This is a genomic window from Clostridium sp. B9 (genome assembly GCF_050509515.1).
In the GTDB taxonomy this organism is placed as follows: domain Bacteria; phylum Bacillota; class Clostridia; order Clostridiales; family Clostridiaceae; genus Sarcina.
The window spans coordinates 466,665-489,835 of sequence record NZ_JBNWKA010000003.1 but is presented as its reverse complement, the minus strand read 5'-3'; the positions used below and the strand labels follow the sequence as shown (position 1 = coordinate 489,835).

Sequence of the window (23,171 nt, the reverse complement as noted above, 5' to 3'; positions counted from 1 at the left end):
AACTCACATAAAATTAACTTTCCCTAAAGATTCATACAATTACTCCACATCACCATGTTAACACTTTATTCATTTTTATAAAATATATTAATCAAAAAAATCTCCCATATATTTATATATACAGGAGACCTATTAGAAAATTATAATAAATTATTTTAAGTCAGGGATTTTTTAAAATACATATTATAAATTATCTACTAACCATTTTAGATTTTCTAGAATTCATAATTCTAGAAATATTATTTATATTGATTTTATCTAAATTTACTTCTAATAATATTGCTGCAATAACTATCATTACTGCACCTAATACTTGTTTAGTATTCATCATCTCTCTGAATATTAAAAATGCAAATACACTTGATAAAACAGGTTCTAATGAAGCTAGTATGCTTGTAACACTAGCCTCTATGTACTCTGTTGATTTTATGTAGAATGTATTAGAAATAAATGTGCTTAAAATACCTATAGATAGTATATTTAAAATCACCATATAAATATTAGGTGAATTCATTACTATACTAAAGGATTCTTTAAAATCTGTAAAAACTCCTAAAAACACACTGGCAAATATATATCCATAAACAAGCAGTGTATCTTTTCTATAGTCTGAAAAGAATTTAGGAAATATTATTTGGAAAGCGAATAGGAAGCCTGTACCTAGACCAGCTACTATTCCAATTGCACTCATGCTTAAATGACCAAAAGACATATTTGAAACCATGATACATCCTAATAAAGTTAGTATTATTACAACGCCTTTCTTTAAGTTAAACTTCTCACTGAAGAATAAAATTCCAAAGACTGTAACCCATATTGAGTTTGTAAACATAAGTACTGTTGCTACAGATATAGGAATATATTCTACAGATAAATTGTATCCTACAAAGCATAAAGCAAATGTTCCTACACCATATAAAGCGGCTACAGCTAGGCCTTTAAAATCTATTTTCAAAATCTCTCTATCAGTCATCAATACCCATATTAAGAAACAAATAGCCGATAAAAAACTTCTACAAAAAGCTATGAACATTGTACTTAATCCTGCTTGATACAATATCCTGCTACTTATTCCCATTATGCCCCAAAACAATGTTGCTATTAAAACTAATCCTACTCCTTTTTCTTTATTGCTCATAATAAATTCCTCTTCTTCTAAGTTTTTAACACAAATTCTATTATATACTTATTAAGTTTTTTTAAAAGTTCTAAAAATGACATTTTTAATTTGTTAACTTTCATTTTCTATCATATTGCTTTGTTTTAATATCTCTAACTCAGTTTTACTCAAATTAGCTTATAATCTAATTTAAAGACAAAATTAGAAACTTTATACTCAATATTAAGTTGTCAGTTTGATAGCTTTTTTTGAAATTATACACATCATTTTATTCATCAAATAAAAAAACTGTATCAAATGCTTTCTTTTTGATACAGTTCTCATTATGGTCTTTTAATTAATTACACATTCTTAAACTAAGCTAGTCCACCCCTAGCATTTTCTTTATTAAATATCTTATTTTTCATTGCTTCAAAGTCAGTTTCTAAAATTAATGCTGCTAATATAACTAAGAAAGCCCCTATTATTTGAGCTAGATTCATTACTTCCCCAAGTAATATCCATGCAAATATGCTAGATAAAACTGGTTCCATAGCTGCAAGTATTGAAGCTAAGCTTGCTGATATGTATTCTGTTGATTTTACATAAAAAGTATTTGATATAAATGTACTTAAAAATCCTATTGATAATATATTAAAAACTAATGGCCAAATATTATTGCTATTTGATAATACTTTAAATGTGTCTCCAAAATCAGTAAATAGTCCTATAAAAATACTTGCAAATATGTATCCATAAATTATTAAAGAGTCCTTTTTATATTTCTTCTCAAAATATTTTGGTATTACCAGTTGCAAACAGAAACATACTCCTGTAATTAGCCCTGCAATTATACCTATTAAATCTAATCTTACTTTACTATTTAATAAATTTGCAACTAATATACATCCAACTATTGTAACTACCATTACAACAATCTTTTTAGGTGTTATTGGCTCTTTGAATAATAAAGCATCAAACAATATAACCCATACTGTTCCTGTAAATAATAATACCGTTACAACTGATACTGGTATTCTACTTACAGCAAAATTGTAAAAGAAGAAACATCCTATAAATCCTACTATCCCATAAAAAAGTGCTGCTAATAGTCCTCTTTTGCTAATTTTGAAAGCACTTCTATTATACAGAGCACTCCATACAACTATACCTATTACAGATAAGAAACATCTAAAAAATGTTATTGCAGTTACACTAATACCTCCATTATGAAGTATTCTACTACTTATCCCTAAAAAGCCCCAAAAGAATGTTGCTATTAGAACTAAGTAAATTCCTTTTAATTCTTTTTTTCTTTCCTTCATTTCCACACTCCATTCATTAATTTTTCTATTATCTCAAAGCACCACTTAAATTAAGTACTTCAAAATCAAAATTTCAATCCTAAGACAAATATTTTTAAACTATTCAAAATACTTTGTAGTAAATAATCAGTAAACTCCTAGTTTTAGACAAAGACTTGTCCTAAGCATTATCGAAATAATACTTAGGACACTAACTACCTTATTTTAGCCATAAAAAAGATACAAGTTTAAGATATCTTGTATCAAAAAGTCCTTTACTATTTTACTATGTTTAAACCAATGTTTATTTCTAGATATAGCCAATAATTACTCTTTTTAAAATTGAGTTATTATAATGATATATCTAGAAATCAACACGCACTAAAAATAAAATCTAATTTAAACTAATTAATTGCTTACTTAAAATAAACTTTGTTATTATCTAACTTATCTATTATAGCTAAAGATTCAACTCTTACCCCTAAATCTTCTAACACTTTTCTTCCATCTTGGAATCCTTTTTCTATAACTATTCCAACTCCTACAAGATCAGCTCCTGCTTGCTGAACTAAATCTATCATTCCTTTAGTTGCACACCCTTGAGCTAAAAAGTCATCTATAATTAAAACTTTTTCACCTTTATTTAAAAATTGCTTTCCTACTCTAACTTTGTAATCCTTCTTCTTTGTAAATGAGTGTACATTTGACTCATAAACATCTTTATCTAAGTTTAAGCTCTCTGTTTTCTTAGCAAACACAACTGGCACATAATCAAAATACTGTGATGTAATTCCAGCTATAGCAATACCTGAAGCTTCTATTGTAAGTATCTTATCAATCTTTTCACCTTCAAATCTCTTTTTAAATTCTTTACCGATTTCATTTAAAAATCTTATATCCATTTGGTGGTTTAAGAAACAATCAACCTTTAAAATATTACCTTCTCTAACTTTTCCTTCTCTTAATATCTTCTCTTTTAATGCTTCCATCTTATTTTCTCCCCCTAATAATCTTATTTATCCCAACGTACAATTAATAATCCCTTTAACTATTAAAATTCTAACTATGTAAAATATACCAAACAAAAAACCTAGACCTAAAAAAGGCCTAGGAATATATAACAATCTCATAAAATTATAGAAATCACCAATATATTCGTAGTTAGGATGTTTACGGCCTCCTAGTAGAAACACTCAACCCATATTGTCGAGCATATACGATATACTTAAAACAAGTACATATTAAGTTATTAAGTAGTATTATAACTACTTATTCTCTCAATGTAAAGGCATATCTATCAATAAATTTTAATGATAATTTTTAAACAATATTTCTATCTAAAATTCTAGTTATTAATATACATTTTTAATGAATAAATAACTAGAATTTTAATTTATTACAACCTATAATTCCACTCTAATGTATAATTCACTAAAATAATTTAATTAGTCTTGAAATAAGTTTCCAAGCCCACCTAAAATACTACCTTCACCAACATCTCTAGAACCTGGAACCTGTGGCGCTGATGCAAATACTTTAGATGCTAATCTACTAAATGGCAAACTTTGAATCCAGACTTCACCAGGTCCAACCAAGCTAGCAAAGAATATACCTTCCCCACCAAACAAAGCATTTTTAACTCCTTTAACATATTCAATATCATAGCTAATATCTCTTGTCATAGCTACTAAACATCCAGTATCAACTTTTAATTTTTGTCCTGGTAAAAGCAGCTTCCTTACAATAGTTCCTCCAGCATGTATAAAAGCTAATCCATCGCCTTCTAATTTTTGAAGAATAAATCCTTCTCCACCAAAGAAACCTGTTCCTAACTTCTTTCTAAAATCTATTCCTATACTAACGCCCTTAGCAGCGCATAAAAATGCATCTTTTTGACATATTAATTTTCCACTATAGTTCCTTAAATCAACAGGAATTATCTTCCCTGGATAAGGTGATGCAAAAGCAACTTTCTCTTTTGTTCCTCCCACATTTGTAAAAGCTGTCATAAACAAGCTCTCTCCGGTAAGTACTCTCTTAGCAGCTCCACCTAACTTTCCAAACAAACCACCCTGTTTTCCACTTCCATCACCAAAAATAGTTTCCATTTCAATATTGTTATCCATCATCATCATAGCACCAGCTTCAGCTACTACAGTTTCCCTAGGATCTAATTCAATCTCAACAAACTGCATATCATCTCCATAAAGTTTAAAATCAATTTCATGTGCATTCATAATAAATATCTCCTTCACAATTTTATTTCGCCGATTATTTTAAATTATCCTATCATAAATATTTAATTCTACACAAGTTATTATATTCTTCTTTTTTAAATATAGGCTTTAATCCAAATCTATATTCACATTGTAATAACTTTAAACATAGTATTTATTAAGATGATTTTTAAAATTAGGAATATAAAGTCGAATACTTTTTGAAAAATTTTAACAAAAATCTGTTGACACATAACTCAAAGAGATATAATATGATATTAAACCTAATATTTAGTATCTATTGTGTTAAGAGGGAGTAGTTACAAGTTATAATATCAACAACGCGGTTAACGAAAAGTTACCTGGTATTATGCACCAATATTTTTGGTTACAAGACTTTTAATATAATCTAAGGGATTTTATTTTATAGATAATTTATCTATTTTTATACCTTAGATTATATTAGGAGTCTTATTTTTTTGGATTCCTATACATAGATATTATTTCTTAGAAATCATCATTAACTAATAATTTATAAAATTGAAAGGAGATAATAGTATGAAAAAAGTTTATTCAAAATCAAAAGAAGAACTTTTTAAAGAACTTGGAGTAAACAAGGACGGCCTTAATGACTCTCAAGTTCAAAGCATGAAAGAAAAATATGGTAAAAACGAATTGGTAGAAGGTAAAAAGAAATCTACATTTCAAGTATTCCTTGATCAATTTAAGGATATGCTTATCATAATTCTTTTAGTAGCTGCTGGTATATCAATGTTCTTAGGCGATATTGAAAGTGCTGCAGTTATTATATTCGTACTAATAGTTAATGCTACTCTAGGTACAGTTCAACATGTAAAAGCTGAACAATCTTTAAGTAGTTTAAAAGCACTCTCTTCACCATCTACTAAAGTTCTTAGAAATGGTGAAAAAATTGAAATAGATTCTAAGGATGTTGTAGTGGGAGACATCATATTCTTAGAAGCTGGAGACTATGTTCCTGTTGATGGTAGAATCCTTGAAAACTATAGTCTACAAGTCAATGAAAGTTCACTAACTGGTGAATCTGAAAGTATTATAAAAATGTCTGAAATAATTAGAGGTGATGAAGTTCCTGTTGGTGATAGAAAAAACATGGTCTTCTCTGGAAGCTTAGTAACTTATGGTAGGGCTACTGTTTTAGCTACTTCAGTTGGTATGGATACTGAAATAGGTAAAATCGCTCAATTATTAAATGATACTCAAGAAAAGAAAACTCCTCTACAGGTTAACTTAGATAATTTCGGTAAAAAGTTAGCCATAGCAATTCTTATTATATGTGCTGTAGTATTTGCTCTTAGTATGTATAGAGGCGAAGCTCTTATAGATGCATTTATGTTTGCTGTTGCCTTAGCAGTTGCAGCTATTCCAGAAGCTTTAAGTTCAATAGTAACTATAGTTCTTTCTTTAGGAACTCAAAAAATGGCTAAAGAAAATGCTATTATAAGAAAATTACAAGCAGTTGAAGGTTTAGGTAGTGTATCTATAATCTGTTCAGATAAAACTGGTACACTTACTCAAAATAAAATGACTGTTAAGAAAATTTTTGTTGATGGACAAGTTATTGAATCTAATGATTTAAATCTAGAAAAGAAAATAGATAATGACCTACTTCTTATGAGTTTACTTTGTAACGATGCAGTTACTGATTGTGAAAAAGAAATTGGTGATCCTACAGAAGTTGCTCTTGTAAACTTAGGAGACATATATGGTGTCGATGAACTAGTTGAAAGAGAAAACTATAAAAGACTTGGAGAAATTCCATTTGACTCTGATAGAAAGCTTATGAGTGTTGTTTATAACATTCATGGTGAAAATATAATAGCTACTAAAGGTGCTGTTGACGTACTTTTAAAGAGATCTACTAAGATTGAAACTTCTGAAGGGGTAAGACCTATAACTAAAGAAGATATAGCTAAAATAGAAGAAATAAACCAGAACTTCTCTAAAACTGGATTAAGAGTTTTATCATTTGCTTATAAAAATATTGAAAGTAGAACTGATATAAAACTTTCAGATGAAGATGATTTAACATTTATCGGTCTTATATCAATGATGGACCCACCTAGAGAAGAATCTGCTGAAGCTGTTAGAGCTTGTATCGAAGCAGGTATCAAACCAGTAATGATAACAGGAGACCATAAAATAACGGCTTCTGCTATTGCTAAACAAATAGGTATTTTAAAAGATGAAAGTGAAGCTATTGAAGGTGCTGCACTTGATAAAATGAGTGATGATGAACTTAAAAATATGGTAGATCATATCTCTGTATATGCAAGAGTTTCTCCTGAGCACAAGATAAGAATAGTAAGAGCTTGGCAAGAAAAAGGTAATGTAGTTGCCATGACTGGTGATGGAGTTAATGATGCTCCTGCATTAAAACAAGCTGATATCGGTGTTGCAATGGGAATCACAGGATCAGAAGTTGCTAAAGATGCTGCTTCAATGGTATTAACTGATGATAACTTTGCTACTATAGTAAAAGCTATTGAAAATGGTAGAAATATTTACGGAAACATTAAAAATGCTATTAAGTTCCTATTATCAGGTAACACAGCTGGTATATTATCAGTGCTTTATGCTTCAATATTAGCATTACCAGTACCTTTCGCAGCTGTACACTTATTATTTATAAACCTTTTAACAGATAGTTTACCTGCTATTGCTTTAGGTCTTGAACCTCATAAGAAAGATATTATGAAAGAAAAACCTAGAAATGCAAAAGAATCTATCTTAACTAAAGACTTTGTTACTGATGTAATATTTGAGGGAATAGTTATCACTATTGTTACTATGGCAGCATTCCATATTGGATTAAATCAAGGTGGCCCTGCATTAGCTAGTACAATGGCTTTCGCTACTCTATGTTTATCAAGACTTGTTCATGGATTTAATAGTAAGTCTAAAAAACATGTTGTATCAAAAGAATTATTCTCTAATAAATATTTATGGGGTGCTTTTGGTATAGGATTTGTACTTTTAAACATTGTACTTCTAGTTCCTATATTTGAAGGATTATTCCAAGTTGCTCCACTTACATTAAATAACTTATTAACTATATATGGATTATCATTCTGTACTTTCGTAATTGTACAAGCTGGCAAATTCATAGTAGAAAAGATTAAAAGTGGAAAATCAACTTCTAATAGTAATTCAGTAAATAAAGCCGCTTAATAAAAGTTTACACCAATTAATTTATATATGTTTTTTTGAGAGACCATGTTAATGTGGTGCATTAGCATGGTCTCTAACTTTACCCAAAATACATTTTAACATCGGAGGTTTTTTATGGAAATTTTAGGGTCTATATTGACTTTTTTAATAGATACAATTGGTTCATTTGGTTACCTAGGTATTTTATTAGTTGTTGGATTAGAATATGCTTGTTTTCCTCTACCAAGTGAAGTTGTATTAACCTTCTTAGGACTTAGTGCTGCCCAAGGTGAGTTCTCATTTGCTGGAGTATTAATATTCAGCATAATAGGTGGTATATTAGGTTCATTAATATGTTATGCTATTGGATTTTATGGTGGTGTTCCACTTCAGAACTGGCTAGCTAAGAAGCTTCCTAGCAGTCAAAAAAGTATGTTAGCCTTAAATAAATGGTTTAAAAAATATGGAAAACCTGCTGTGCTACTAGCTAGAATTGTGCCATTGACACGTACATATGTATCACTTTTAGCTGGTGCTGAAAATTTCAGTTTAAAATACTTTATTACCTATTCAACTATTGGTATAGCCCTATGGAATACAGTACTTGTATCTCTTGGATACTTTATAGGTGATAATTTAGAACTTATAAATTCTATAATGGAAAAATATACTTTCGCAACTATTGGCATAATAATTCTATCCATTATCATATTTCTATATTTTAAATTCTATAAAAAGAATAAGAATAAATAATAAATCTCATTACAAATAAAATAAGCTATATAAAAAGTTTTATTATCTACTTTTTATATAGCTTCTCTAAATTATATTAACTTCAATTCTATATTTACAATTACATTTCCCACTACCTTCAATCAAATTATAAGAGGCCTATATTCTCCTTAAACTTTAATAGTATCTTTATTTAATAAGCCTTTATAAAATATATAAAAAGTAAGTGTCATATATGGTTGTAACCATAAGGAACCTATTCCAAATGTTAATCCTGCTAATAAAACCCAACCTATAAAACTTAAACTCATTATAAAATAATCAAACTTAAATCCTTTAGTTAAATTCCAACTATTGCTTACAGACTCCATTATGCCCATATCAGGATTTTCTACTATAAACATTGGTACAGCAAAGAATCCTGCTTCAATAATTATTGATAACACCATCATAAATATTGGTAATATAAGTACTGCAATGGCTAAAGCTGATTCTAAAAGTAATGTTATTGGCAATGTTACTATCACAACGCCTATCAATATAACACCCATTAAGAATTCAAATATAAATATCTTTAAAGCTTGTCCAAGAGTAATGAAGCACTCCATATATCTTATTCTTTCATCTGTTTCATTTAGCTTTATACAATAATTCAATGCACTTCCTGATAAAAATGCTGAAACTGCTCCAACTAATATAATTCCTAAAATTGGTATTATAGCTAATACAGAAGATGCTATTATTGATATCACACCTATAAATAAGCTCATTCCAGCAGCATTTCCCCATCTTCCCCTTAGAAGCTCCTTAGCTTTAGTTTTACATTCTATTCTATCTAACATAATACTATGTCCCCCTAAACATTAGAATAAATTACTATTAGTATACTATTTATCAAGGAAAAAGATTATAGAGGAAATACATTTTTGTGAAATTTTACATAAAATTAAAGGAATCTACATCTGTAGATTCCTTATTAAAATTAAACTATATTGTTTTCTTTTCTGTCATATGTTTGTAGAATAAGAATGTTGATAAAACAAAGTATGGTGATAACCATAATAATCCTATTCCAAAAGTAATACATGCTAATAAGTACCAACCTATAAAGCTTAGTAAGAATACAAAATATTTCCACTTAAATCCTTTTGATATAGCCATTGCTCTCTTTATCCCATCAATCACTCCAATTTCGTCATCTTCTATGAAGATAAAAGGAATTGTAAAGAAAGTTAAACTATAATATATAGCAAAAATCAATTCTACTATAACTCCTATAACAACTATAACCATTCCAAAAGTTCCATCAAATGATGACATCATTTGGAACATTCCAACCATAATTATTATGAAAGGAATTATGAATACTACAATACCAGTTAATATTTGTGCTCCCATAGTCTTAAAGAAAGTTAAAGCATCTAAGAAACACTCATTATATTTTACTCTCTCATCAGTCTCATTTAGCTTAACACAATACTTATTGAATGATAGCTTAAAATAATATGCTAAAAGACCTCCTAATATAAATCCTATAAAAGGTAATATTGCTAATATAGCATTCCCAAATGCTGCTACTATAAAGAATAACGCAACTGCCCCTACAGCATTAGCCCATCTTCCACTTAAAAGCTCTTTAGCTTTTATCTTACTCATGGCTCTTTCCATTTTTAAACACTCCTTTTAATTTTAGGTAAAATTTCTTTACATTTTATTACCCCTTTGTTAATATATACTCTATATTTTATCTATTTTTTGTTAATATATCAATAATATTCTACAAATTTGATATAATCTTAGTGAAATATATATTTTGAAGGGATTATTTATATTATGAGAATACAGTATTTTTGTTTAACAGTCCTAACTATGATTTTAGGATTGCTGTCTAGAAAGTTCTTGATTTATCTACCTAGCTCTATAGCTCCCTACTTAGGAGATATTCTTTGGGCCACTATGGTTTACTTTGGATTTAGATTTCTTTTTCCTAAAATTAAGAAACAAAAAGGAATCCTAATTGCCATTATTTTCTCTTATGGAATAGAAATTAGTCAGCTCTATCAAGCTCAATGGATAAACAGCATAAGAGCAACCACTTTAGGATCATTAGTTTTAGGTCACGGTTTCCTTTGGAGCGATTTAATATGCTATACAACTGGAATATTATTAGCATTTTTCATTGATTTATTTTTATTTAATGTATTTCTTAAGTAAATGTTAATGTTAAAGCATTATACTATTTAAAAATAAAAACTAACTTTGACTATCCTAATATAGATTAATATAAAATTTCAAAATCTATATTAAGGCTTAAGATAAATAATCTAATAAGAAAAATTAGGAGTGAAAAATATGAACCTTACCAAAATAGCTTTATTTGATGTAGATAAAACATTGATACATGGTGATTCTATGTTTGATTTACTTAAGTACACGATAAAGAAAAAACCTTATTTAGCCCTTAATTTGCCTATATTATTTATAAAATTAGTAGCATATAAGGCTAAAATAATAGATACTACTAAAGCAAAAGAAACCATGTTTTATACATTAAATTATTTATACGAAGATGATTTAAAAGATTTTTATAATACAATACTAAAACCTAAGATTTATAAAGATGCCTTAGCTAAAATTAAAGACTTGAAAAGTAAAGGTTACTATATATTATTAATTTCAGCTTCTCCAGAATGCTATTTGAAATATTTTAAAGATGAGGACTTTGTCGATGGTGTAATAGGAACTAAACTTGAATTTATGAATGATAGATTTATAAATAAAATAAGTGGATTTAATTGCAAAGGCGAAGAAAAAGTTTCAAGAATAAATAAATTTTTAGAAGAACATAATTTAATAATTGATAAAGAGAATTCTATTGCTTATTCTGACTCTTTATCAGATGTTCCAATGTTTAACCTAGTTAATAAGGCATATCTTATTAATAGTAAAAATTCAAATACTGAGTATGAAATATTAAAATGGAAGTAGGTAATAAATTTGAAGAATAAAAATCTGACTAAAGGAATAATTTTAATACTTTTCTCTGCATTATGTACTTCTTTTGGGCAACTACTTTGGAAAATAGGAGTTAATTCCAACCTATTTTTATTGTTTATAGGATTTGTTCTATATGGAATAGGAGCTCTTAGTATGATAATAGCTTTAAAGTTTGGAGAGCTTTCAATTCTTCACCCTTTAATGTGTACAGGCTACATATTTGCATTAATTAATGGTTATTTTTTCTTAAAAGAAAGAATTTCATTAATTCAATTTTTAGGAATTATAATTATCATAATAGGAGTTATTTTTATAGCAAGAGGTGGATCTGATGAATAATATCTATTTAATTTTTCCAATAATGACATTTCTAGGCGCACTGGGAGGCTTCTTCTTTAAAAAAGGTTCCCAAAATATAGAAAACTTTCTATCGCTAATATTAAACTGGAAAATTTATATCGGAGGAATTTTCTATTTAACAGCTGCTCTATTAAATATTCTGGTACTTAAATATCTACCTTATAGCATTGTACTTCCACTTACTGCTATGACTTATATATGGACTATGATTATAGCTAAAATAGCTTTATATGAAAAAATAACTCGTAATAAAATCATAGGTACTATATTAATAATCCTAGGCTCAGTATTAATAGCTATATAATTACTTATTTAGAATATAATTATTTCAAAGTAAATATTTAGAAATTATTAATTTTTTTATAAAGTATTTCTTTACTTTTTAGTTCTATAATTAATTTATTAACTTAAAGTTAACACATTCAATTTACATAAAAATATACGAATTGGAGGTTTTATAATGAAAAAAAATGTATCACTCAGTAGCTTTTTAAACATCTCATTAAGATTCTTATTTTTTTTAATCTTAATTGGAAGCCTTATTTTTCTAAATATGTATTATAAATTTTCAGTTACTTCATTAATATTTTCTATAATAGCAATACTTCTAATAACATTTGTATTTTTTTACTTGAAAAAAGGTTTCAATACCAAACTCCTATTTTATATTATTATATTAATAGGTCTACTATTTCGAATTCTCTGGTTTCTAAATATAGATAGCATTCCTATAGGAGACTTTAATAGAATGTTTATATCTGCAGGCGATTTTCTCAATGGAACCAGCTATATGTTTAAGGGAACCGCTTATTTCGGAAGATTTCCACATATGACACTAACAGTACTTTATTTTGCATTAATAAGGAACTTTTTTTCTAATCCCTTAGTAGTTATACGTCTTATAAACTTAGTACTTTCAATGTTTAATGTCATCATACTTTACTTTATTTCAAAAGAACTATTTAAAGACGAAAAAAAAGGTATTTGGGTTTTATTAATTAGTGCATTATATCCACCTATGATACTATACAACAATGTTTATTGTTCTGAAAACTTAGCTTTGCCACTATTATTACTTAGTGTATTTATGTTTTTCAAATCAATAAATAATAAACAAAATTTATCATACTTATGTCTATCTGGAATCTTCTTAAGCTTATCTCACTTATTTAGACCTAACGGATATGTTTTTATCATAGCTTACGTAATGTATCTATGTCTTTATTTTAAAGAAAAACTTACTGTTAAGCTTAAAAAGCTTCTAGTTATAATAGTTTCATTTATAACTCCTTTCATGCTAGTTAGCACACTACTTATGAAGCTTAATATAACTGAATATCCTCTTTGGCACGGTTCAGAACCACCAAGCATTTCTATGCTAAAAGGAACAAATATCTCTTCTGGTGGTAGATGGAATGAGGAAGATGCTAAAGTATTTGGGAAATATAATGAAGATTATGAAAAAGTAGATAATGCAGCTAAAGAAATAATAAAAGAAAGATTACTCACTACCCCTAAGTTAGAACTTGCTAAATTCTATATCTTAAAATTCACAAACTTTTGGAGTAATGGAAGCTTTTCTGGTGCCTACTGGTCTGAGGCAGGATTGGATGAAGCTTATAATAAAGCTGATTATCTGAAAATGCTAGGTAAAGAAAATGGAAATATGACTATAAGAATTAGTGAAGAAGGTGTTTTCTATACTCAAGGTTTCTATATTATACTCCTGGCATTGTCATATATTGGATTATATGTAAACAAATCAAAAAGAAAAAACTTAATTGATCTTCTTTATATACTTTTTGGCGGTATGTCACTACAATTGTTACTTATAGAGTACCAAGATAGATATACGTATCCTTTAGCATGGATATTTATAATTCTTGCTATGACTGCTTTTAATTCAAAAGAAGATGAGGAGGCTTTAGATTATGAATAATATTAAATACATAATCAAACTACTTAGACCAAATCACTGGATAAAAAATCTATTTATATTTGGTCCAATAATTTTTTCAAATAACTTTTTAAATATTGATATTATAAAAAATAACATACTTACATTTATAGCATTTTGCTTTATATCTTCTACAGTTTACATAATGAATGATATTGTAGATGTAGAAAAGGATAAAAAGCATCCAAAGAAATGTAAACGACCTATAGCAAGTGGAAAAGTTAGTATTCCCAAAGCCATATCAATTGGAATTCTACTTTGTATAAGTTCCTTGGCTATAGCCTTTAGTTTAAAAACTTCTATATTAGTTATTATAATTCTTTATTTAATAAATAACGTAGCATACTCATTTAAGATAAAAAATTTAGTTATTATAGATGTCTTCTCTATAGCTCTAGGATTTATTTTCAGGGTATTAGCTGGTAGCTTTGCAACCGGTGTCCCTGCATCAAATTGGATAATTTTATGTACACTATTCTTATCCTTATTCTTAGGTTTTGGTAAAAGAAGAAATGAAGTTCTTTCTCTTGGTAAAGATGCAAGTAGTCATAGAAAAAACTTATCAAAATATACTGTTACATTTTTAGATAAAATAATTAATATATCCCTAACATGTACAATAGTCTTTTACTCAATATATTGTGTTTTAGGTACATCCATAAATTTATTTATTTGGACAAGTATCTTCGTAATTTGGGGAATAACAAGATATTACTATATAATGTACTCCGATAATGAAGGTGGTAGTCCTACAGAATTAGTGCTTAAAGATAAGCAATTATTTTGTTCAGTATTGCTTTGGGGAATATCTTGTATAACCATATTAAATCTACAAAACACCATTATTATGGCTACTATAAAATAAATTTTGCTTTATAACTATACATTAAGACTTAACTTAAGTTAGAAGTTAACCTCTAATAATAAAAAAAGCCCTAAGGAGTATCAAAAGCCTTAGGGCAAAATAGAGGTATCTACAAATGACAAAAGTTTTATAATAATCAATTCAAAGCGGCAGACTTCAAATTGTTATTAGCTTAAATTTCACTTCTTAATTAAAGTATTCCTATTGCAAGTATTAAAGATGCAAATACTATTGAAATCATAGACATTAACTTTATAAGAATGTCTATTGATGGACCTGTTGTATCCTTAAATGGATCCCCTACGGTGTCCCCAACTACTGCTGCCTTATGGCAATCTGATCCTTTTCCACCTAATACTCCACTTTCAATGTATTTCTTAGCATTGTCCCAAGCACCACCTGCATTAGCCATCATTACAGCTAGTACAAATCCAGTTACTGTAGACCCTGCTAAAAGCCCTGCAACACCATTTGGTCCCAGTAAAACACCAGTTATTAATGGTGTTAATATAGCTACTAAAGCTATTGGTATCAATTCTCTTTGAGATGATTTTGTACATATATCTACACATTTCTCAAAATCAGCCTCTGCCTCACCTTCCATAAGGCCTTTTATTTCTTTAAATTGTCTCCTAACTTCTACAACAATTTCAGAAGCTGCCCTTCCAACGGCATCCATTGTTAAAGCTGAGAAAACAAATGTAACCATTCCACCAATAAATAACCCAATTAAAACCTGAGGATTTATTATTGAGAGATTAAATGTAAAATCTAACCCTTCTGTTTTAACTATATTCTCAACAGAGTCTTTATATGCCGCTATAAAAGCTAAAGCAGTTAATGCAGCTGAACCTATAGCAAATCCTTTTCCTGTAGCCGCAGTAGTATTTCCTAATGCATCTAATGCATCAGTCCTCTTTCTAACTTCAGGGTCCTGCTCTGTCATCTCTGCTATTCCTCCAGCATTATCTGCAACTGGGCCATAAGCGTCTGTAGCTAAAGTTATTCCTAAAGTAGAAAGCATACCTACAGCTGAGATAGCTATTCCATAAAGACCTAAACTAAAATCTTCTGATCCACCTGATACTAAGAAACTAATAATTATAGATATTCCTATGATTATTACTGGTAAAGCTGTTGAAACCATACCTAAGGATAATCCACCAATTATTGTTGTAGCTGAACCTGTTTTAGTCATTTCAGCTAGCTTTCTAGTTGGTTTATAGTTATCACTTGTATAATACTCTGTAAAATATCCAATCAATATACCAGCTACTAATCCTGATAAAATACTAAAATAAATTCCTAAGTTCTCTCCACCAAGTACCAGCTTAACTATAAAAAATGCTGATACTGCCACTAATATAGCTGATATATATGTTCCTCTTCTTAAAGCTCCAAGAAGTGCCTTCTGACTAGCATCCTCTTTCGCCTTAACAAAGAAAGTTCCAATTATACATGCAATTGCTCCTACTGATGCAATAGTTAAAGGAAGCACAACACCATCTAAGCCTAATCCTGCAGAGACTGCTAAGGCACAAGCTGAAACTAATGAGCCTACATATGATTCATAAAGGTCAGCTCCAAGTCCTGCTACATCGCCTACATTATCTCCAACGTTATCAGCTATAACTGCTGGGTTTCTATGATCATCCTCTGGAATACCAGCTTCAACCTTCCCTACTAAATCAGCACCTACATCAGCTGCCTTTGTAAATATACCTCCACCTACTCTAGCAAACAAAGCCATTGAAGAAGCTCCCATACCAAAAGTAAGCATAGCTGAAGTAATTTGAGCTATTTTTTCAGCCTCAGGTAATGCAGCATAATACCAATCTAAAATATAATACCAAACTCCTAAATGAAGAAGAGCTAACCCTACAACTACTAACCCCATTATAGCTCCACTAGAAAATGCTATTTTCAATGCTCCATTTAGACTTTTTTTAGCTGCTGTGGTTGTTCTTGAGTTTGCGTTAGTTGCAGTTTTCATACCAAGATAACCACTAAGACCTGAAAATAAGCCCCCTGTTACAAAAGCAAAAGGAACAAACATCGATAAGTACCCTAAAAAACTTAGAACCATTAAAAGTATAAACATTCCTAAAAAGAATAATGCCACACCTTTATATTGTCTTATTAAAAAGGCATTAGATCCTCTCTTAATTTTCTCTGCAACAGCTCTTATTTCACTGTCACCCTCATCGCATTTCATTATTTTTCTTCCTAAGTAAGCAGCAAATAACAGTGCCACTATTGAACATATTGGCACCAAAATCATAAGGTCCATCTGTATCTCCTCCTATTAAATTGATATAAGATTAAGTCAATTGACCTTTATAAACGTTTACATAATACTTGTAAAATTTCTTAATCATTATTTTTCTCTGCCTACCCACTAAAGTTTTATTGAAACTCTATTTATAATATATTCGCCTTAATTCTAAAATATCACTAATAAATAAATCATCTATTAATTCTTCATATCATATTGAGATAATTAGAGTATATAATAAGAATAAATATAAAAAGGAGGAGTTAGTGAACTATTTTTTATAAAATTTCACTAGAAAATATTATGATTACTTTAGAAAATGTATTTAAAACTTATAAAAGTGGCGATGTGGAAACTCATGCTTTAAGAGGAATCAGCTTAACAATAAATGATGGTGAGTTCATTGTTATACTTGGTCCTAGCGGAAGTGGAAAAAGTACGCTTTTAAATGTTATTAGCGGTCTTGATACAATAACATCTGGAAGTATAAAGTTTGATAAAAAAGAAATAAGCAAATATAAAGAAAATGAACTTACTAAGTTTAGAAGAGATAATTTAGGATTCATCTTTCAACAGTATAATTTACTCCAAAATCTAACAGTTTATGAAAATATCCAAATGGGAGCTGATATTAGCAAAAACCCATTAGATATAAATGAAATTATAACTCATGTTGGATTAAATGATTCAAGAAATAAATATCCTTCTCAACTTTCTGGTGGTCAACAACAAAGAGTTTCTATTGCAAGAAGCATTGTTAAGAATCCTAGCATAATGTTTTGTGATGAACCAACAGGTGCCTTAGATGAAGAAACTGCTAAGCAAGTCTTAAATCTATTGCAGAAATTAAACCAAGAACTTAAAACTACTACTGTTATAATTACTCACAACCCTAATATAGCTAAAATGGCTGATACTGTCATAAGAATGAATTCTGGTAACATTGAAGAAACTTATAAGAATAAAGAAAAGCTTACTGCTAATGAGCTTAAGTGGTCATAGGAGGATACTATGCTATATAAAAATGTATTAAAAACATTTAAGAAAAAATGGGCTCAAATCCTAGCCATTGGTATAGTTATTTTTATAAGCTCCTTTATCTATACTGTAATGGCATACGCTATTGATGGGTTAAAAAAACCTACGGAAGAATTTTTAGAAAAAAGTAAACTTGAAGACTTCTCTATTGATATGTACAATGGACTAACTCCAAAGGAAATGGAATACCTTATTAAAACTAGTCCTACCATAGCTTCTAAACTAGGAAGTAGTTTTTATTTAAGCGATATAAAAAGATTAGACGAGAATTTGTTTAATAAGATAATTGATAACAGAAAGGATGAGTTTCTTTCTGACTATAGTGGATATGAATTAGAGCTTAGAGATTATAAAGATATTGACTACACTCTCAATGGAAAAGGGAATAAAGGTAGAGTCTTCAAAAATGGTAAGACTATGAATCTTACTTATATTGAGGAAGGAAAAAAAGCTGAAAAAAATGATGAGATAACTATTGATAAAACTTATGCTAAGTATAATGATCTTAATATAGGCGATTCTTTAAAATTAAATGACAAAGAATATAAAATAGTAGGCTACTCACTTCTTCCTGATTATAACCTACCTTTGTTTGGAACAGATTTTATTATAGATAATAAAACTCAAAGCCTTATTGTTATGACAGATGAAGCTTTTGAAAATTTAAATGGTGATGAAAACTTCCACTTCGCTGGTAGATCTAGTGCCCAATGGGATGAAAGTAAATTTAAGAATGATGTGTTAGATACCTATACAACTAAAGATAACCTTAAATATATAACTAATATAATATCAACACCAAATCAATTGAGAAGTGGTGGAATATATATGGAGCTTAAAGGTGGTAAGGCTATGAGCCTTGGATTAAGCATAGTTATTTCTTCTATCGCTATTATGATTGTCGCAATTCTTATCTATAAAATTTTAAATGAAGAAAAGGGACAAATAGGTGTACTTAAAGCCTTAGGATATAAGAATATAGAAATAGCTAAACCTTATATAGTGCTTATTTTATTAATATCTCTGCCTATGCTTATTTTAGGATATATTGGTGGGTGGCTTACTGCTGAACCCCTTAAAAATATGTACTTAATGTTTTATCTGTTACCTTCCGTCCCTATACAAGGTAATCTAATTGTTGCATTAACTGCTATTATAGTGCCATTAATTTTCTTTGTTGGACTTTCATCAATATTAATAATAAAGATGCTTTCTAAAAAAGCTTTAGATTTACTTAGAAAGTCTGATACAAGCAAGGTTTCCTTCTTAAATAAACTTACAAGTAAAGTTCTCAAAAATGCTAAGGGTAAAACTAAATTTAAGTACTCTTTCATCTTTAAAAATACAGCTAAATTCTTAGTCTTCTTTTTTGGAGTACTATTTTCAACTATTTTAATAGTCATGGCTTTAATGATGAGTAGCGTATTTAACAATCTTGGAACTAAGTATTATGAAAGTGTTGCTTACAACTATGAAGGTTTTATAGATAATACTAAGGAACTTCCTAAACTTATGAAAGGTGAAGAAAAGTTCTTGCAATATCCAAGTGCTTTATACAAGGATGAAATGATAACTCTATTTGGTTTATCTGAAGATAATAAACTTCATAAACTTTATAATGAAGCTAATAAAGATATTACCAGTGATTTAAATGATGGAGTTGTTATGACTGCTAGCTTTGCTCTTAAAAATGATATAAAAGTTGGTGATACAATAAAAGTTCAAATTGGTGATAAAGAAGAGAACTTAAAAATAGTTGGTGAAAATGATGAGTATAGTGGAGATAAACTATATATTTCAAGAGAAAAACTTAGTGATATTCTAAGTGATGGAAAGGATTCCTCACTTTATAATGGTGTATTTTCTAAAGAAAAACTAAATAGTGATGATTATATAAGTGTTGTAAATAAAAATACTATACCTGAACAAAGCAAGTCAATGCAAGGCTTTGTTAGAGTTTCAATGTATGCTATGATAGCAAGTGCTATCTTTATTGCAGTAATAATAATGTTTGTATTAACATCCTTAACCATTGAAGATAATAGCTACAGCATATCTCTATTAAAAGTTATGGGTTACAGCAAAAAAGAGGTTAATACAATGATTTTAGATAGCTATAAGATTTATACAATAGTAGCTTACCTAATAGGTTTACCCCTAACAATATTAAGCATGGATATTGGAATGCAATATCTTGCTTCTGAGTTTGGAATGATTCTTCCTGTAAAACTTAGCCTATTGCAAGGCATTCTAGGATTTATTATTGTCTTAATAATATTCTATCTTGGAACATTTAGTGCAAAGAGAAAAATAAATAAAATCTCACTGCAAGAGACTCTAAAAAGAGACTAATATTAACTATTAAAAAATTAATTTTTTAATAGGCTCTATTTAAAACTAGTTTAAATAGAGCCTTTTATGCTTGCATATTTTATTATTAAGTTTTTATAAAATCAATTATATAGTTACGGTTGCCAATATGTATAATCCTCTTCAGTATTATTTTCATAAACTTTTGTATATGTAACTTTAAACTTAATATCTTTAACTATCTCTTCTATTTCCTCTTTTGTAAATTCATCCTTTTTAAATAAGATATTATATTCATACTCTCCAATTTCTTCAGGGGCTAAATTATAATCTTTAGTTTCTCCTAAAAATTCTAATTTTCCACTTTTTATAGTATCAATTTTCGCATTGTCTGGAAACACAAGTTTAAATTTTATGTCTTTTATAAAAGCATCATTAGAAACGTTTGTTGCAGTAATATTAAGAAATATATTTACCCATCCATCATTTTTTTCATCTCTATAGTCATTATTATCTGAAAAACTAAAACCGTTACCTTCTCCATAACCTCCATAATTTAGACTTAAAATATTACCATAAATTACTCCTCCATTCAAAATCAACTTATTATTTTTGCACACATAATTATCACCATTTACATTGACTTCAACCTTCATATCTCCTATCATTTCATGAACCTCATTATATCCTCCATCCCCAATTCCAACATTTGATGAAGCTATAGAAGATATATGTGATTGTATTGAATCCATATATTCAAATTTAGTTTTATTATCAAGTTCTTTAAATTTTTCATTACCTTTAGCTATAACTATAGAGTCCATAAACCCTTCTAATTCATAACTATCTATATATTTACTTAATTCTGTACCTTTAATATATTGCTTAATTTCATAGGTATTCTTAGCTAATGGAAGAGTTATAAAAATTATCAAACTTGAAACTATAACAATTCCAACTAGCCATACAAAACTTGCTTTAGCACCCAATTTATTTATTAAAAACTCCTTTTTTAACAGCTGATATGTCCACCAAACAATTAAAAGTATAAGTACCATATCTATAGCTACCCAAATACTCATATACTCTCCCCCATCCTTATAATACAAATCTAAAATTTCTCTAATAAACCTACATTTCTCCCTCTATAAACTCTTTACTTAATCAATGTAAAATTAAATAAATCTATATAGACTGAAGGGATTTATGTTATGAATAAAAATTCTAATTTATTTAAAGAATTAAGTTTTTCTGATATCAATAAAATAATATCAGAATTTTTTGGTAAGAAAATTACTTTTAAATATCAACTTATGACAGGTGGGCTTTTTAACACAACTTACCGCGTAGAAATTCTAGATACTAATGAAATTTTAATTTTGAGAGTTGGCCCTATTAATATTCATCTACTCCTACCTTTTGAAGAAAACTTGATGAAAGGTGAGCGCTATGCTTATTCTCTTTGTGAAAACAGTGATGTTCCTTGTCCTGAAATTCTAAAGTGTGATACATCAAAAAAATTAATCACTCGTGATTACATGATTGTAAAATTTATAGATAATAAACCTCTATCTGAAATATCATCTGATGAAGACATACAACCTGAGTTATATGAATATCTTGGCAAAGTAGTAAATAAACTTCACAAGATAACAAATAACAAGTTTGGAAGAGCCTATGATATCAACAATAATAAAGGATTCAATTCTTGGAGTGAGTTCATAATTAATGAATTTAATGATGTAAAAAATAGACTTATAGAATTTAATCTATTTAATCAAGATGAACTAGATAAATGTGAAGATATATTACATAGTAACAGTAATTTACTTGATGAAATAACAGTAGCTAGTCTAGTTCATGCAGATTTATGGGCTGGTAATGTTCTTGTAAATTATAAAAATAATACACCTAAACTAGCTGCTATTATTGATATGGATAGATCTTTATTTGGAGACCCCGACTTTGAATTTGCAAACCAATGGATAACGAATTCTTATTTCTTTAAAGGTTATGGTGTATCTGATGAGATTTCACATAAAAGAGTTATTAGAAGAAAAATCTATAAACTTTTATACAGTTTAATAGATTCTTATGTTTGGAATATAGAATATAATAACCCTAAGGCCTTTCAAGATGAAAAAAATAATGTATTAAAAACTCTAAATGAACTTCTTAACTCCAATTAAAATTGGAATGTGGTAATTAAATTATTTAAGGCTTCAAATTTGTTATTATTTTTAGAGAACCAACAATAATAAATTTGAGGTTTTATTATATATCAAGAGTTAATTTCACATTTATTTTCACATCTTAACTAACAGTTCCAAACCTACTTAATGGCCATACAGTTATCCTTGCCTTACCTAAAATATCATTACTATCTATATATTTATTTTTCCAGTACCTTGCATCTTCACTACCATTCCTATTATCTCCTATCATAAGATATTGTCCTTCTGGTACTTCAAAAGTAATATCTGTTTTACCTCCTGGATACTTTACATAAGGTTCATTTAGCTTTTCACCATTAACATAAACTTCTCCATTCTTCTTTATTTCTACTTCATCTCCTGGGAGTCCTATAGCTCTCTTAATCATTTTTTCATCATATTCTTTTGAATAAAAAACCAACATATCTCCTCTTTCTATATTAGAAAAATTATAAATTCTAGTAGCAAACAACTGATCTCCTGGCTCAATAATAGGCTTCATAGAACCTGTAGGAACTTTTATTTTAAAAAGTAGAAATCTATTAACAAGCAAAGCTAATATTAATGCGATTCCTATAATTACTATATATTCTCCCATGACATTTAGAAGCTTATT

The 23,171-nt window shown here is 28.6% G+C and carries 20 protein-coding genes and 1 riboswitch; of the genes, 11 read left to right on the top strand and 9 right to left on the bottom strand.

Translation table 11 applies throughout. The features are described 5' to 3' along the window. Window positions 1–190: 190 nt before the first annotated feature. From ACQZHJ_RS02290 to ACQZHJ_RS02275, 4 genes are all read right to left on the bottom strand, one after another. Complete coding sequence (locus tag ACQZHJ_RS02290; protein ID WP_430483927.1) at window positions 191–1,138, bottom strand: DMT family transporter; 948 nt, start codon at window positions 1,136–1,138, stop codon at window positions 191–193. Window positions 1,139–1,476: 338 nt separating this feature from the next. Beyond that, the gene (locus ACQZHJ_RS02285) at window positions 1,477–2,424 is read right to left on the bottom strand and encodes a DMT family transporter (protein ID WP_430483926.1); all 948 of its coding nucleotides are present in this window, start codon (window positions 2,422–2,424) and stop codon (window positions 1,477–1,479) included. 395 nt (window positions 2,425–2,819) lie between these two features. Beyond that, window positions 2,820–3,392, bottom strand: a complete 573-nt coding sequence (locus tag ACQZHJ_RS02280) for a xanthine phosphoribosyltransferase (protein ID WP_430483925.1) — start codon at window positions 3,390–3,392, stop codon at window positions 2,820–2,822. A gap of 149 nt (window positions 3,393–3,541) precedes the next feature. Then, a riboswitch (purine riboswitch) is annotated at window positions 3,542–3,643 on the bottom strand. Window positions 3,644–3,848: 205 nt separating this feature from the next. Further along, entirely contained in the window at window positions 3,849–4,640 is a 792-nt protein-coding gene (locus tag ACQZHJ_RS02275) for a TIGR00266 family protein (protein ID WP_430483924.1), read from the bottom strand. A 537-nt stretch (window positions 4,641–5,177) separates the two neighbouring features. On the opposite strand from ACQZHJ_RS02275, the gene ACQZHJ_RS02270 reads away from it, so the two are divergent. Further along, on the top strand, window positions 5,178–7,829 hold the full coding sequence (locus tag ACQZHJ_RS02270) for a cation-translocating P-type ATPase (protein ID WP_430483923.1): 2,652 nt from the start codon (window positions 5,178–5,180) through the stop codon (window positions 7,827–7,829). 114 nt (window positions 7,830–7,943) lie between these two features. Continuing rightward, window positions 7,944–8,561: a DedA family protein gene (locus ACQZHJ_RS02265; protein ID WP_430483922.1), complete on the top strand. Its 618-nt coding sequence runs from the start codon at window positions 7,944–7,946 to the stop codon at window positions 8,559–8,561. A gap of 149 nt (window positions 8,562–8,710) precedes the next feature. Here the strand turns inward: ACQZHJ_RS02265 and ACQZHJ_RS02260 are convergent, their stop codons facing one another. After that, complete coding sequence (locus tag ACQZHJ_RS02260) at window positions 8,711–9,382, bottom strand: DUF975 family protein (RefSeq protein ID WP_430483921.1); 672 nt, start codon at window positions 9,380–9,382, stop codon at window positions 8,711–8,713. Between the two features lie 145 nt (window positions 9,383–9,527). Then, entirely contained in the window at window positions 9,528–10,208 is a 681-nt protein-coding gene (locus tag ACQZHJ_RS02255; protein WP_430483920.1) for a DUF975 family protein, read from the bottom strand. 165 nt (window positions 10,209–10,373) lie between these two features. Here ACQZHJ_RS02255 and ACQZHJ_RS02250 point away from each other — a divergent pair, with 165 nt between their 5' ends. The 6 genes from ACQZHJ_RS02250 to ACQZHJ_RS02225 all read left to right on the top strand — a co-directional run bounded on the left by ACQZHJ_RS02250 (window position 10,374) and on the right by ACQZHJ_RS02225 (window position 14,719). Then, window positions 10,374–10,754: a DUF2809 domain-containing protein gene (locus ACQZHJ_RS02250; RefSeq protein WP_430483919.1), complete on the top strand. Its 381-nt coding sequence runs from the start codon at window positions 10,374–10,376 to the stop codon at window positions 10,752–10,754. 138 nt (window positions 10,755–10,892) lie between these two features. Next, complete coding sequence (locus tag ACQZHJ_RS02245) at window positions 10,893–11,528, top strand: HAD family hydrolase (RefSeq protein ID WP_430483918.1); 636 nt, start codon at window positions 10,893–10,895, stop codon at window positions 11,526–11,528. 9 nt (window positions 11,529–11,537) lie between these two features. Then, complete coding sequence (locus tag ACQZHJ_RS02240) at window positions 11,538–11,876, top strand: EamA family transporter (RefSeq protein WP_430483917.1); 339 nt, start codon at window positions 11,538–11,540, stop codon at window positions 11,874–11,876. Continuing rightward, complete coding sequence (locus tag ACQZHJ_RS02235) at window positions 11,869–12,201, top strand: EamA family transporter (protein WP_430483916.1); 333 nt, start codon at window positions 11,869–11,871, stop codon at window positions 12,199–12,201. The genes ACQZHJ_RS02240 and ACQZHJ_RS02235 overlap by 8 nt, the downstream gene beginning before the upstream one ends. 486 nt (window positions 12,202–12,687) lie before the next feature. After that, on the top strand, window positions 12,688–13,836 hold the full coding sequence (locus ACQZHJ_RS02230) for a glycosyltransferase family 39 protein (RefSeq protein WP_430483915.1): 1,149 nt from the start codon (window positions 12,688–12,690) through the stop codon (window positions 13,834–13,836). Continuing rightward, entirely contained in the window at window positions 13,829–14,719 is an 891-nt protein-coding gene (locus tag ACQZHJ_RS02225) for a decaprenyl-phosphate phosphoribosyltransferase (protein WP_430483914.1), read from the top strand. The genes ACQZHJ_RS02230 and ACQZHJ_RS02225 overlap by 8 nt, the downstream gene beginning before the upstream one ends. 190 nt (window positions 14,720–14,909) lie before the next feature. Here ACQZHJ_RS02225 and ACQZHJ_RS02220 read toward each other — a convergent pair whose 3' ends face one another. Beyond that, entirely contained in the window at window positions 14,910–17,009 is a 2,100-nt protein-coding gene (locus tag ACQZHJ_RS02220) for a sodium-translocating pyrophosphatase (protein ID WP_430483913.1), read from the bottom strand. Between the two features lie 288 nt (window positions 17,010–17,297). Here ACQZHJ_RS02220 and ACQZHJ_RS02215 point away from each other — a divergent pair, with 288 nt between their 5' ends. Continuing rightward, window positions 17,298–17,996 (top strand): ABC transporter ATP-binding protein, encoded by a 699-nt coding sequence (locus tag ACQZHJ_RS02215; protein WP_430483912.1) that lies wholly within the window; start codon window positions 17,298–17,300, stop codon window positions 17,994–17,996. 9 nt (window positions 17,997–18,005) lie between these two features. After that, a complete protein-coding gene (locus tag ACQZHJ_RS02210; protein WP_430483911.1) occupies window positions 18,006–20,384 on the top strand; it encodes an ABC transporter permease in 2,379 nt (792 codons plus the stop codon). Between the two features lie 113 nt (window positions 20,385–20,497). Here ACQZHJ_RS02210 and ACQZHJ_RS02205 read toward each other — a convergent pair whose 3' ends face one another. Next, window positions 20,498–21,424, bottom strand: a complete 927-nt coding sequence (locus ACQZHJ_RS02205; protein WP_430483910.1) for a hypothetical protein — start codon at window positions 21,422–21,424, stop codon at window positions 20,498–20,500. Window positions 21,425–21,553: 129 nt separating this feature from the next. On the opposite strand from ACQZHJ_RS02205, the gene ACQZHJ_RS02200 reads away from it, so the two are divergent. Next, on the top strand, window positions 21,554–22,531 hold the full coding sequence (locus ACQZHJ_RS02200) for a phosphotransferase (RefSeq protein ID WP_430483909.1): 978 nt from the start codon (window positions 21,554–21,556) through the stop codon (window positions 22,529–22,531). A gap of 124 nt (window positions 22,532–22,655) precedes the next feature. Here ACQZHJ_RS02200 and lepB read toward each other — a convergent pair whose 3' ends face one another. Beyond that, complete coding sequence (lepB, locus tag ACQZHJ_RS02195; protein WP_430486852.1) at window positions 22,656–23,153, bottom strand: signal peptidase I; 498 nt, start codon at window positions 23,151–23,153, stop codon at window positions 22,656–22,658. Window positions 23,154–23,171: the final 18 nt, after the last annotated feature.

Excerpts from the sequence above, each read along its gene's own strand:
- ACQZHJ_RS02260 (WP_430483921.1), bottom strand. The coding sequence starts at position 9,382 with ATGTTAGATAGAATAGAATGTAAAACTAAAGCTAAGGAGCTTCTAAGG.
- ACQZHJ_RS02270 (WP_430483923.1), top strand. The coding sequence starts at position 5,178 with ATGAAAAAAGTTTATTCAAAATCAAAAGAAGAACTTTTTAAAGAACTT.
- ACQZHJ_RS02255 (WP_430483920.1), bottom strand. The coding sequence starts at position 10,208 with ATGGAAAGAGCCATGAGTAAGATAAAAGCTAAAGAGCTTTTAAGTGGA.
- ACQZHJ_RS02220 (WP_430483913.1), bottom strand. The coding sequence starts at position 17,009 with ATGGACCTTATGATTTTGGTGCCAATATGTTCAATAGTGGCACTGTTA.
- ACQZHJ_RS02265 (WP_430483922.1), top strand. The coding sequence starts at position 7,944 with ATGGAAATTTTAGGGTCTATATTGACTTTTTTAATAGATACAATTGGT.
- ACQZHJ_RS02210 (WP_430483911.1), top strand. The coding sequence starts at position 18,006 with ATGCTATATAAAAATGTATTAAAAACATTTAAGAAAAAATGGGCTCAA.
- ACQZHJ_RS02290 (WP_430483927.1), bottom strand. The coding sequence starts at position 1,138 with ATGAGCAATAAAGAAAAAGGAGTAGGATTAGTTTTAATAGCAACATTG.
- ACQZHJ_RS02215 (WP_430483912.1), top strand. The coding sequence starts at position 17,298 with ATGATTACTTTAGAAAATGTATTTAAAACTTATAAAAGTGGCGATGTG.
- ACQZHJ_RS02245 (WP_430483918.1), top strand. The coding sequence starts at position 10,893 with ATGAACCTTACCAAAATAGCTTTATTTGATGTAGATAAAACATTGATA.
- ACQZHJ_RS02250 (WP_430483919.1), top strand. The coding sequence starts at position 10,374 with ATGAGAATACAGTATTTTTGTTTAACAGTCCTAACTATGATTTTAGGA.
- ACQZHJ_RS02230 (WP_430483915.1), top strand. The coding sequence starts at position 12,688 with ATGTTTAAGGGAACCGCTTATTTCGGAAGATTTCCACATATGACACTA.
- ACQZHJ_RS02205 (WP_430483910.1), bottom strand. The coding sequence starts at position 21,424 with ATGAGTATTTGGGTAGCTATAGATATGGTACTTATACTTTTAATTGTT.
- ACQZHJ_RS02225 (WP_430483914.1), top strand. The coding sequence starts at position 13,829 with ATGAATAATATTAAATACATAATCAAACTACTTAGACCAAATCACTGG.
- ACQZHJ_RS02275 (WP_430483924.1), bottom strand. The coding sequence starts at position 4,640 with ATGAATGCACATGAAATTGATTTTAAACTTTATGGAGATGATATGCAG.
- ACQZHJ_RS02285 (WP_430483926.1), bottom strand. The coding sequence starts at position 2,424 with ATGAAGGAAAGAAAAAAAGAATTAAAAGGAATTTACTTAGTTCTAATA.
- ACQZHJ_RS02200 (WP_430483909.1), top strand. The coding sequence starts at position 21,554 with ATGAATAAAAATTCTAATTTATTTAAAGAATTAAGTTTTTCTGATATC.
- lepB (WP_430486852.1), bottom strand. The coding sequence starts at position 23,153 with ATGGGAGAATATATAGTAATTATAGGAATCGCATTAATATTAGCTTTG.
- ACQZHJ_RS02280 (WP_430483925.1), bottom strand. The coding sequence starts at position 3,392 with ATGGAAGCATTAAAAGAGAAGATATTAAGAGAAGGAAAAGTTAGAGAA.
- ACQZHJ_RS02235 (WP_430483916.1), top strand. The coding sequence starts at position 11,869 with ATGAATAATATCTATTTAATTTTTCCAATAATGACATTTCTAGGCGCA.